Origin of the sequence: Robertmurraya kyonggiensis, from assembly GCF_005116465.1 — a bacterium.
Lineage (GTDB): Bacteria > Bacillota > Bacilli > Bacillales > Cytobacillaceae > Robertmurraya > Robertmurraya kyonggiensis.
Genome location: NZ_SWBM01000004.1, coordinates 112743 through 124611 on the forward strand (window position 1 = coordinate 112743; position 11869 = coordinate 124611).

Annotated in this window: 10 protein-coding genes; all 10 read right to left on the minus strand. The window is 39.1% G+C overall.

Features of this window, described 5'->3' with window-relative positions; translation table 11 throughout:
- Positions 1 to 26: 26 nt before the first annotated feature.
- Positions 27 to 1799 (minus strand): excinuclease ABC subunit UvrC, encoded by a 1773-nt coding sequence (gene uvrC, locus FA727_RS16515; RefSeq protein WP_136832676.1) that lies wholly within the window; start codon positions 1797 to 1799, stop codon positions 27 to 29.
- A 476-nt stretch (positions 1800 to 2275) separates the two neighbouring features.
- The gene (gene trxA / locus FA727_RS16520) at positions 2276 to 2590 is read right to left on the minus strand and encodes a thioredoxin (RefSeq protein ID WP_126410448.1); all 315 of its coding nucleotides are present in this window, start codon (positions 2588 to 2590) and stop codon (positions 2276 to 2278) included.
- A 230-nt stretch (positions 2591 to 2820) separates the two neighbouring features.
- A complete protein-coding gene (locus tag FA727_RS16525) occupies positions 2821 to 3798 on the minus strand; it encodes an electron transfer flavoprotein subunit alpha/FixB family protein (RefSeq protein WP_136832677.1) in 978 nt (325 codons plus the stop codon).
- Positions 3799 to 3840: 42 nt separating this feature from the next.
- Positions 3841 to 4614: an electron transfer flavoprotein subunit beta/FixA family protein gene (locus FA727_RS16530; protein WP_126410450.1), complete on the minus strand. Its 774-nt coding sequence runs from the start codon at positions 4612 to 4614 to the stop codon at positions 3841 to 3843.
- 162 nt (positions 4615 to 4776) lie between these two features.
- Entirely contained in the window at positions 4777 to 5550 is a 774-nt protein-coding gene (locus FA727_RS16535; RefSeq protein ID WP_136832678.1) for an enoyl-CoA hydratase, read from the minus strand.
- Positions 5551 to 5565: 15 nt separating this feature from the next.
- Positions 5566 to 6150 (minus strand): fatty acid metabolism transcriptional regulator FadR, encoded by a 585-nt coding sequence (gene fadR, locus FA727_RS16540; RefSeq protein ID WP_136832679.1) that lies wholly within the window; start codon positions 6148 to 6150, stop codon positions 5566 to 5568.
- A gap of 220 nt (positions 6151 to 6370) precedes the next feature.
- A complete protein-coding gene (locus tag FA727_RS16545) occupies positions 6371 to 8071 on the minus strand; it encodes a long-chain-fatty-acid--CoA ligase (protein WP_136832680.1) in 1701 nt (566 codons plus the stop codon).
- A 184-nt stretch (positions 8072 to 8255) separates the two neighbouring features.
- Complete coding sequence (locus tag FA727_RS16550) at positions 8256 to 8681, minus strand: hypothetical protein (RefSeq protein ID WP_136832681.1); 426 nt, start codon at positions 8679 to 8681, stop codon at positions 8256 to 8258.
- A 407-nt stretch (positions 8682 to 9088) separates the two neighbouring features.
- Positions 9089 to 9493, minus strand: coding sequence for a DUF350 domain-containing protein (locus FA727_RS16555; protein WP_136832682.1), 405 nt, complete (start codon positions 9491 to 9493; stop codon positions 9089 to 9091).
- Between the two features lie 15 nt (positions 9494 to 9508).
- Positions 9509 to 11866: an endonuclease MutS2 gene (locus FA727_RS16560; protein WP_136832683.1), complete on the minus strand. Its 2358-nt coding sequence runs from the start codon at positions 11864 to 11866 to the stop codon at positions 9509 to 9511.
- Positions 11867 to 11869: the final 3 nt, after the last annotated feature.

Consider the following 11869-nt stretch of genomic DNA (forward strand, 5'->3'; position numbering starts at 1 on the left):
AGCATAGCCATTTTTTGAAAACAATGCTATTCTTGCAATTTTCTAAACAATAACTCGGCTGTATTCGGTGGTATTCCTAAATCCCGAAATTCTTGAAGAGTCGCCTCTTTCATTTTTTTGACCGAGCCGAAAGCTTTTAAAAGCTGTTTCTTTCGCTTCTCACCGATTCCTGGAATGTCATCCAAAATGGATTGAAAAGCAGTCTTTCCTCGCAGCTGACGATGGAATGTAATCGCAAAGCGATGGACTTCATCCTGAATTCGTTGAAGCAGATAAAACTCCTGACTATTCCTTGCTAATGGAATCATTTCAAGAGGATTTCCGAATAAAAGCTGAGATGTGCGATGCTTATCATCCTTCACTAATCCTGAAAGAGGAATATCAAGACCTAATTCGTTTTCAAGTACGTCTCGAACAGCCTCCACATGTCCTTTTCCTCCATCGATCATTATGAGATCTGGAAGGGGAAGAGCTTCCTTTAATGCTCTTGAATAGCGTCTGCGAACAACTTCACGCATCGAATCATAATCATCTGGTCCCGTTACCGTCTTGATTTTATATTTTCGATAGTCGCGCTTTGATGGCTTCCCATCAATAAACACAACCATCGCAGAAACAGGGTCCGTCCCTTGAATATTCGAATTGTCAAATGCCTCAATACGATGAGGCGTGGCAATGCCTAGTTGAGCTCCTAACTGTTCTACAGCCTTGATCGTTCTTTGTTCATCACGTTCAACAAGCGAGAATTTTTCCTTTAGGGCAATCTTTGCATTTTTTTTCGCTAGCATCAATAAATCCTTCTTTTGGCCCCTCTTTGGTTGAATGATTTTAACATTTAGAAGTGCACTTGCAAGTTGCTCATCCACCTTCTCTGGTAAAAGAATTTCTTTTGGCTTAAAATGGCTTGCTTGATCGTAGAAGCGTCCGAGAAATGTTAAAAACTCCTCTTCGGGCTCACTATAAATCGGGAACATGGATACATCTCGCTCAATCAACTTTCCTTGTCTCACGAAAAAGACCTGTACACACATCCAGCCTTTGTCCACAGCATAGGCAAATACATCTCGGTCTGTGAAGTCAGTAGATGTCATCTTTTGCTTTTCCATCGTTGACTCAATATGAGCAATCTGATCGCGAAACTCTTTCGCTCTTTCAAAATCCAACTCTTCAGAAGCTTTCAGCATTTTTTCTGTCAAATCATTTTTGATTTCTTTATAGCCACCATTCAAGAATTTCGTAATTTCCTCCACCATTTCCTGATAGGTTGCTTCTGGGACTTCATTCACACATGGAGCCAAGCATTGCCCCAAATGGTAATAAAGACATACTCGGTCAGGAAGAGTGGAACACTTTCTTAAAGGATAAATTCGGTCTAATAATTTCTTTGTTTCATTGGCTGCCCCAACGTTTGGATAAGGACCGAAGTACTTCCCTTTATCCTTTTTCACTTTTCGTGTCGTGATGAGACGTGGGTGCCGTTCTGCCGTCAATTTTATAAATGGATACGTTTTATCATCCTTCAACATAACATTGTATTTCGGATCATGCTTTTTTATCAGATTAAGCTCTAAAAGCAGTGCTTCAATATTAGAAGAAGTGACAATATATTCGAAGTCTTCGATTTCACTTACTAGTCTTTGTGTCTTTCCATCATGAGAACCAGTAAAGTAGGAGCGCACACGATTTTTCAATACCTTCGCTTTTCCTACATAAATAATTGTTCCTTGTCTGTCCTTCATCAAGTAGCATCCAGGCTGATCAGGGAGTAGCGCTAATTTATTTTTAATTGTGTCATTCATCTTGATTTCCCCACCTACACGACTCTATTTATGTTAACTATAAGAAAAGCGCAAGGCGCCCGCCTAACGGCGACAAGCATAAGACGAGCCGTCGAGAAGGTTGTTCTTTAACCTTCTCGACGGATTGGCTTATGACCAAGGAAAAAGCGTATTATCTTTTTCACTCGAGCCGTTGGCGCCTGGAGCTAGACAATTCTCAAAGTCGAGATTTATACCTTCTTATATATTAACAAAAAAATCCCCTGACAACATCTTGTCAGGAGATTTTTGTACATTTTATAGACGCTGTTTTCGTAATGAATGTGGTTTTTTTCGTAAATGTCCAAAACCCGACATTTACACCGTCTACTGAGTTCAGAAACACACATTGATTTTGCGTAGCACTTTTCGCCTCCCACTTATTGTCTTTTAGAGGCGAAATAGGAATTTATTATACCAGCTATGATTCAAAAAAATAATCTTTGCGAAAAGAGCTTTTATAGATGGGAGTTTAAGCGCTCTGCTAATGCTTCTTTTGGTTGGAAGCCTACTACTTTATCAACCACTTCTCCATCTTTGAATACAAGCAATGTAGGGATACTCATAACACCAAATTTAGCTGCTGTTTCTTGGTTATCATCTACATCAAGCTTGACGATTTTTAACTTATCTCCAATTTCTGCATCCAATTCTTCAAGTACTGGAGCAATCATTTTACAAGGGCCACACCATGGTGCCCAGAAATCAGCTAGAACTACGCCAGAACCAGTTTCCGTATCGAAAGTTTGGTCAGTAACATTTGTAATCGCCATTGTTTTGCCTCCTAAAATAAACTAGCTATTAATAGGAAAATAAGCTTGAATCCTATATAGCCCAATATTGTAATTAAATACTAAGGTCAGTATAACATCGATTATTACGCGATGCTAATAATTTGTTCGAAACTAATTTTCCCTGAAAAAAGGCTTCTATTCACGACACGAAAACAGCTAAAAATAAAGAACGAGCGGATTTCGCCGCCCGTCCAATATCAAAACTACTTTTAAGCATTTACTTTCAATTTCTTAAATTCTTCTGTTAGCATTGGTACGACTTCGAAAAGGTCACCAACGATGCCGTAATCAGCTACGTTAAAGATATTCGCTTCTGGATCTTTATTAATCGCTACAATGACTTTAGAATTTGACATACCAGCTAAGTGCTGAATTGCTCCAGAAATACCACAAGCAATGTAAAGGTCAGGCGTTACAACCTTACCTGTTTGACCAATCTGTAAAGAATAGTCACAATACTCAGCGTCACAAGCTCCACGAGATGCACCTACTGCTCCACCCAGTACTTGAGCAAGCTCTTTCAAAGGCTCAAAGCCTTCCTCACTCTTAACACCACGGCCACCTGCTATAACCACTTTTGCTTCTGAAAGGTCAACCCCTTCAGTTGCCTTACGTACAACTTCTTTGATAATCGTACGTAAATCTTTAATATCGACAGATAGTGTTGATACATCGCCTGTTCTAGACTCATCTTTTTCTAACGGAGCAATATTGTTCGGACGAACAGTCGCGAAAATTAATCCGTCGGTCACAATCTTTTTCTCAAAAGCTTTACCTGAATAGATTGGACGAGTAAAGACAATATTGCCACCTTCAACTTCAATGTATGTTACATCAGAAATTAATCCAGAGCTCAATTTGCCTGCAACTCTTGGAGATAGGTCCTTTCCAAGTGAAGTATGGCCAAATACTAAACCTTCTGGTTGCTCTGATTCAATCACTGCGATTAAACCTTGAGCATAGCCATCTGATGTATATTGAGCTAATTTTTCATCTTCAACAACTACAACACGGTCTGCACCGTACTGAATTAATTCTTCAGCTAAGCTACTGACAGAAGCGCCAAGGAGTACCCCAACTACTTCTCCACCTTCAGCAATGGTTTTTGCTGCACCGACTGCTTCGTATGATACGTTACGTAATTGTCCATCACGGACTTCACCTAACACTAATACTTTTCTAGCCATTTCGATTCCCCCTGTGTGATATTTTCAAGTTTTCTCCCAGTCTTAAACTACTTTTGCTTCATTATGAAGCAGGCTCACTAATTCTTTTACTTGATCAGCTAACTCTCCTTCAAGCACTTTTCCTGCTTGTTTTTGAGCTGGTAGGTAAATTTCAATCGTTTTTGTTTTGGCTTCCACGTCATCCTCTTCTAGATCTAGATCGTCTAGCTCTAATTCATCAAGCGGTTTCTTTTTCGCTTTCATGATTCCTGGTAAAGAAGGATAGCGCGGTTCATTTAAACCTTGTTGAGCAGTCACAAGTAAAGGCAAGCTAGTTTCAATTACTTCAGAGTCACCTTCAACATCACGAACAACGGTTACTGTTGAACCATTGATTTCTAGATTCGTAATGGTCGTTACATATGGAATATTCAATAGCTCAGCAACACGTGGACCAACTTGACCAGAACCACCGTCGATAGCTACGTTTCCGCCAATAATTAAATCAGCGTCTTTATCCTTTAAATATTCAGCTAAAATTTTTGCAGTTGTAAATTGGTCACTATATTCAAGGTCATCTTCTGTATTGATTAAGACAGCCTTATCTGCTCCCATCGCAAGTGCTGTACGAAGTTGCTTTTCTGCTTCTTCGCTTCCTACTGTAATAACGGTAACTTCTCCACCTTGGGCATCGCGAACTTGTATCGCCTCTTCAATTGCATATTCATCGTAAGGATTGATGATGAATTCTGCACCATCCTCGTTAATCTTTCCGCCAGAAATTGAGATCTTCTCTTCCGTATCAAATGTTCTTTTCATTAATACAAAGATGTTCATGTTTTTCCCTCCTAATATTTTTCAAAATCAATCTCTTGCTAACGATACGCATCACAAATGTAATGCAGAACCGCAAAAATATGTTAAAGAGACTTGCGAGATACAAGCTCCTAAACTCAATTGGATGTTAACGCTATCAATTTTCAGAAAAATTCAAAGGGATTATCTCCCTTTGAATTGTGGCCCCCTTTTTTCAATGAAGGCTGAGATGCCTTCTTTTGCATCCTCAGAGGCAAAGACTTCACCGAATAATTCAGCTTCCTTTTCTACACCACTATAAAACTCTTTTGTTTTCCCATAGTTTAATAGTTCAATAGCAGCCTTGAGTGAAGCAGGGCTTTTCTTAGCAATCTTTTTCGCGATTGCATAAGCCTGATCCAATAATTCTTCTTCTGGATAAGCATGATTAGCAAGTCCATACTGTACGGCTTCAGTGCCTAAAATTGGGTCACTGGTAAATAACATTTCTGCCGCTCTTGCAACACCCACATAGCGAGGAAGTCTCTGAGTACCTGCAAACCCTGGGATAAGCCCTAGCTGCAATTCAGGCAATCCTAGCTTCGCCTTCTCAGTTACAAGTCTAAAATGGCATGCCATTGCAAGCTCTAATCCGCCACCTAGTGCAGCTCCATGAATTGCTGCGATAACAGGCTTCGGAAAATTTTCAATTCGCTCAAATAAGTCTTGACCGTTCCGACCTAAATTTGCAAAAGCATCGCCTGTCTGAACCTCTGTGAATTCTTTAATATCGGCTCCAGCTGAGAAGAATCTCCCTTTTCCATGAATGAGAACAACTCGTATTTCGTTGTTTGGCTCAATTTCATCCAGGACACCCGAAAGTTCTCTGATTAAGCCTGAAGATAAAGCATTTGCTGGTGGGCGATTAATGGTAATCGTTGCAATTCTATCTTCGTAAGACCAATTTAAGTATTCCACTTAAATTCCTCCTTTTTATTTCGTGCTACATCCATGTAAGAGCAATTTATGAACCGGAGCTGCTAATGCCTGTAAGTCATATTTTAAATCACTCATGACCCAAGTTGTCGCTGTTTCGTCCATCGTACCGAAAATCATTTGTCTTGCTAGTCTGACATCTAAATCACTAGCAAATTCTCCACTTTCCATACCCTCGATTAAAATTTGGTCAATCACCTTTAAGTACCCTTTAAGTACATTATTAATTCTTAAACGAAGTTCCTTATTGGATTGTCTTAATTCTAATTGAGTAACGATAGCTAGTTGTGGATCTTCTGAAAGGATTTTAAAGTGGGTTTCGACCATCTTTAATAACTTCTCTGCCGCAACTTGTTTTCCTGCTATCTTTTCCTCAATTTTTTCTACAAAATTACCCATTTTTTCTTGAAAAAGAGAGATAAGGATATCCTCTTTATTTTTGAAATATAAATAAATGGTTCCGTCTGCAACTCCTGCCTGTTTTGCTATTTTTGATACCTGTGCTTGGTGGTAGCCATTTTCAGCAATCACAATCACGGCTGCATCAATAATTTGCATATACTTTGGTCTGTCTTTTTTCAATCAACTTACTCCTTCCAAAAAACCTCTAAGCAAAAATCTATGTTAATTTTCGTATCTATTCCATTTTACTAAAATAATTCCAAAAATAAAAAATAAAATTATGAATGAATGGTCATTCATAATTTTATGATAGTAGCCATTTTATTGAATGTCAAGAAAATATGAATCCTTCTGATAAAATTTGTGTACAAGCCTTACAGTTCAAAAAAAATAATTGGATTTAAGCTTTTTTCTCTTCTTGTTCTAGTTTTTTCTTTTCTTCATCGACCAAAGTTCTTCTTAAAATTTTTCCTACTGCTGTCTTTGGCAATTCTTTTCTAAACTCATAGATTCTTGGTGCTTTGTAAGCTGCGAGCGATTTACGTGCAAATTCATTCAGCTCTTTCTCTGTTACAGTTGCTCCTTCTTTTAAAACAACATATGCTTTGACCGTTTCTCCTCGATAAGGATCAGGTACACCAGCCACAACAACTTCGACAATATCTGGATGCTCATATAACACTTCTTCTATTTCACGAGGATAAATATTATACCCACCCGCAATGATCATATCCTTTTTCCGGTCCACAACATAGAAGTACCCATCTTCATCCATATACCCTAAATCACCTGTTAAAAGCCAACCATCACGGAGGGTTTGAGCAGTTTCTTCAGGACGATTCCAATAGCCTTTCATTACTTGGGGACCTTTCACACATATTTCTCCCATTTCACCTGCTGGTAAACGTTCGCCGGTCTCTAAGGAAAATATCCCCGCATCTGTGTCTGGCCAAGGTACTCCAATACTCCCCTTCACACGTGGACGATCCCATAGAAAGTTTGCATGAGTAACAGGTGAAGACTCGGTTAATCCATAACCCTCTACTAACTTTCCTCCAGTTACCTCTTCAAATTTCTGTTGAACCTCTACCGGTAATGGGGCGGATCCAGAAATACAAGAATCAATGGATGAGAGATCATATTTGTGTAAGTCAGGATGATTTAACAAGCCAATGTACATCGTTGGTGCCCCGGGAAATAATGTCGGGCGCTGCTTTTGTATTGTTTTAAGAGCGGTCTCCATATCAAACTTCGGAAGAAGAACCATTTTGTTTCCTTGCATGACTGAAAGAATTAGGACGGTTGTCATTCCATACACATGGAAAAATGGCAGGAATCCGAGGACCACTTCTTCTCCTTTTTTACACTTATAAAGCCAAGCCTCACACATCGCTGCATTAGAAACGAGATTTTTATGAGTTAGCATGACACCTTTCGGAAAACCAGTTGTTCCTCCGGTATATTGTAGTAATGCTAGGTCTTCTTCAAAATCAAATTCAAGCTCTTTCAATGACTTTTGCGGTTGATTTAGTATTTCAGTAAAAAGATGTTGATTCCCTTCATGTTTAACCTCAACTGAAAAGCCATATTGCTTTTTCTGGATAAATGGATAGATTAAATTTTTCGGGAATGGAAGATAGTCTTTGATAGCGGTTACAATAACATGTTCTAAATCCGTTTGTGGCATCACCTTCATAATGCGTGGATAAAGAATATCTAGAGACACAATGATCTTTGTTCCCGAGTCCTGCATTTGATATTGAAGTTCTCGTTCTACATACAGTGGATTGGTTTGAACGACTATTCCACCTGCAAACAATATTCCATAATAACTAATGACGGCTTGCGGACAGTTCGGTAGCATAATCGCTACTCGATCCCCTTTTTCTATTCCCAAATCCTGTAGATATGCTGCAAACTTGAGCGACCGTTCGTAAACTTCCTTATAGCTTATTTCCTTACCCATAAAATGAATAGCAATCTTGTTAGGGAATTCTTCAGCTGTATTTTTCAAATAGTTTTGGACGGGTTCATCGGTGTAGGACAAGGTGTGTGGAATTTCTTCTGGATAGTGCTTGAGCCAAGGCTTCAGCTCTGACATATTCGGGCCCCCTGTTCTTATAAAATTTAGAACATTCGAATTGTTCTTTCTCAATTATAATATAGTAAACATATTGTGACAATTCACATTTGTCCTAGAGGAAATGGCCAATCTCAAAAAAAGTACCGAACTCTGCAATTCTACCTTGCAAAGTTCGGCACATCCTTCTGATTAAATACCCTATTTACTTATTAGTTATCAGTTCTTTCGATTCCGCGTCATAAATCTTATAATCCACTTCAAACATGTGATCTTTTGAAACGGTTACCTCACAATAATAAGGAATAGCTTTCCCATAGGCATCCAATTCCGGAATATCTGAAAAAGAAAATACTTCGTCCGTATCCGGCATTCTAAATATTGCTTCACTAGAACGTCCAGATGAATCAATTTCGATGGTACAGCTCCCTTTTACAACATCATACTCCTTAAATATCATGTATTTCAGGCTAGGAAGAGTTATCCAAAGTAATAAGCCCCCTAGAACAACTCCAACAAGTGCCTTAAATTTATCAAAAAAAGAAAACCTTTTTGCAATCCACATATAAATAAAACCGACGATTCCAAATACACAAAACACGAAACCCAATGTTAGCAACACATAGTACATTTCATTTTTCTCCTTAAACATGTTGAGGCTGATATTAAAAAATAGTGTCTAATAAATGAAAGATACCACAGACTAATCCTGTGGTACCTAGAATACCGAACTTTTCTGTCATGCGGACATCTTTCTCTGGTTTCTTGTAATAGTTGTCTTTATGAACACTTCATGCGGACAGCTTTCACCGGATTCTTGCAATAGTTGTCTTCATGAGCGCTTCATACAGAGATTATTGCAACAGTGGTCTCGCGTAATGCCTCAATGGAGCTTCCTGTGGACCTCCAACGGAAAGCAAATGACTGCAGCGGAAATCAACAGCCCTCACTATAATAAGTAAATCACGCCAACAACAAAGAAGATGGCACATACAACAAATAAGATTTTAGCTAATTTCTCCAACTTGCACTCGCTCCTTATGCAATGCTAGCACCGATTACGTAAGATAAACTTATGGATATCATCATTGAAATGAAACCTACAGCACGATTATCGTTCTCAATCTCTACATCAATATTAAATTTTGGTGTAAAAAATTCAAAAATAAAGTAGCCCAACAACAATAAGAAAAATCCAAATACTCCCCAACCGATCATCGTAAACAAACTATCATGTTGAGAGATAGAATGACGAAATACGTTTCCGATACCAAAGATTTTCCCCCCAGTAGCCATAGCTACCGAGATATTGCCATTTTTAATTTGTTCCCAGTTCCTATACTTCGTTACCAGCTCAAAAATCGCTAAAAAGACAACTAAACATAGAATCACGATACTGAAATACCCAGCTGTCTGGACAAAAGCATTCTCCCAAAAACTCATGTTAAACTCTCCCCATTATTTAAATTCAACCACTGTAACACCAGTTCCACCTTCGCCAGCATCACCGAAGCGGATTTTTTTGACAGAGCGATGATTACGTAAATATTCCTGAACACCTTGTCTCAAGGCGCCGGTTCCTTTTCCATGAATAATCGAGACCCGTGGATAACCAGCGAGTAAGGCATCATCAATGTACTTTTCTACCCTTACCAAAGCGTCTTCAAACCGCTCACCTCTTAGGTCGAGTTCAAGATTCACGTGAAAATCTTTGCCTTTAATTGTAGAGAGAGGTTTTGTCTCTTTTACTTTTTCACTTTTAATAAATTGCAGGTCCTTTTCTTCGACCTTCATTTTTAAAATACCAATTTGAACATGCCACTCATTGTCTGAAGACTGCTTAATCAATTGGCCGTTTTGACCAAAGCTTAATACTTTAACCTCATCTCCAGGTTTGAAGTTATGCTTCTGATTTGCTGTTGCTGCTGCTTTTTTAGATTGCTTCGTTTTTGGCACAGCTTCTTCTAGACGTCGTTTTGCTTCAATCAATTCATGTTCTTTCACTTCAGCATGTTTTTCAAATTGCATTTTTCTTAAATCACGAATGATTTCTTCAGCTTCTGCTTTGGCCTTTTCGACAATCTGCTGAGCCTTTTCCTTCGCTTTTTCATCTAAGGTTTCCTTGCGATTGTAGTACTCAGCCATTTGTTTCTGAAGGTCCGCATGGAGCTTTTCAGCGTCTCGCATTAAGCTATGCGCTTCTTCTCGTTCTCTTTCTGCTTGACGTCTATTTTCCTCTAACGCAGCAATCATGCTTTCGACTTGATTCGTATCGGCACTCACATGAGACCTTGCTGTTTCGATGACGCTTTCCTTTAAACCTAATCGTTTGGAGATTTCAAAGGCGTTGCTTCGTCCCGGAACTCCGATTAACAGCTTATACGTAGGACTGAGCGTCTCAACATCAAATTCGACACTCGCATTGATAACCCCTTCTCGGTTATATCCATACGCTTTTAACTCAGGATAGTGGGTAGTAGCAATGACACGTGCCCCCGTTTTATAGACCTCATCTAAAATCGAAATTGCAAGGGCAGCCCCTTCTTGTGGATCAGTCCCTGCACCTAACTCATCGAACAGGACTAAGCTCTGGAAGTCTACTTCATTTAAAATTTCAACGATGTTGACCATATGAGAGGAGAAAGTACTTAAGCTTTGCTCAATCGATTGTTCATCCCCAATATCAGCAAAAATAGAGCCAAATACCGCCATTTCTGACCCATCTAAGGCTGGAATTTGTAGGCCGGCTTGAGCCATTAATGTACAAAGTCCGACCGTTTTCAAGGTCACGGTTTTACCACCTGTATTTGGTCCAGTAATGACAATCGTTGAAAAGTCTTTACCAAGATAAATATCATTTGCCACGACCACATTCGTTGGAATTAATGGATGCCTTGCTTTTACTAACGAAATCCTACCTTCATCATTCATCTTTGGTTTAGATGCTTTAATTTTCTTGCCATAGCGAGCCTTGGCGAACATAAAATCTACCTGTGCGAGCACATAAACGATCGTTCTTAGTTCATTCGTATACCCAGCTACTAAACCAGACAATTCAATCAAAATTCGTTCAATTTCCTGCTGTTCTTTTACACGGATTTCCTGTAATTCATTGTTTAACTGCACAATCGATTGTGGTTCAATAAACAATGTTTGCCCCGATGAGCTTTGGTCATGAATAATCCCGCCGTAATGTCCTCTATATTCTTGTTTCACCGGGATAACAAAGCGATCATTTCGGATCGTCACAATCGCATCCGATAGCATTTTTTGCGCATTGGAAGAGCGAATCATACTTTCAAGACGTTCTCTCACTCTGCCCTCTTTTGCACGCAATTGATTTCGGAGCGAACGTAATACTTCACTCGCACTATCAAGTACTGCCCCATTATCATCAACCGCATTACGGATGGCTTCTTCTAATTCCGCTAAAACGACGATTTTATTTGTCAATTCCGATAGATGTGGAAGCTGAATCTCTTCTTCAATCAAATCTTCCACAAATTTTCTAATCATACGGCTCGCATGAATCGTACTTGAGATTTGCATAAGTTCATGTGGGCTTAACATCCCGCCAATTTCTGCCCGTTTAATATGTTGACGTATATCAAATATCCCACCTAGTGGAACATTTCCTTTTAATCGTAAAATATTTGAAGCCTCATCGGTCTCTTCCTGTCTTTTTACAACTTCCTCAAGGTTTGTAGAAGGCAAAAGTTCTTGTACTAATGATCTTCCTAAGGAAGACGAAGCATGTTCGAGCACCTGCTCCTTGATTTTGTCAAATTCTAATACCTTTAGAACTCTTTGTTGCATGGA

Bases quoted from the DNA above. Each gene is read 5' to 3' on its own strand.
- FA727_RS16560 (WP_136832683.1), bottom strand. From the start codon at position 11,866: ATGCAACAAAGAGTTCTAAAGGTATTAGAATTTGACAAAATCAAGGAG.
- FA727_RS16525 (WP_136832677.1), bottom strand. From the start codon at position 3,798: ATGGCTAGAAAAGTATTAGTGTTAGGTGAAGTCCGTGATGGACAATTA.
- FA727_RS16530 (WP_126410450.1), bottom strand. From the start codon at position 4,614: ATGAACATCTTTGTATTAATGAAAAGAACATTTGATACGGAAGAGAAG.
- trxA (WP_126410448.1), bottom strand. From the start codon at position 2,590: ATGGCGATTACAAATGTTACTGACCAAACTTTCGATACGGAAACTGGT.
- uvrC (WP_136832676.1), bottom strand. From the start codon at position 1,799: ATGAATGACACAATTAAAAATAAATTAGCGCTACTCCCTGATCAGCCT.
- FA727_RS16555 (WP_136832682.1), bottom strand. From the start codon at position 9,493: ATGAGTTTTTGGGAGAATGCTTTTGTCCAGACAGCTGGGTATTTCAGT.
- FA727_RS16545 (WP_136832680.1), bottom strand. From the start codon at position 8,071: ATGTCAGAGCTGAAGCCTTGGCTCAAGCACTATCCAGAAGAAATTCCA.
- FA727_RS16550 (WP_136832681.1), bottom strand. From the start codon at position 8,681: ATGTACTATGTGTTGCTAACATTGGGTTTCGTGTTTTGTGTATTTGGA.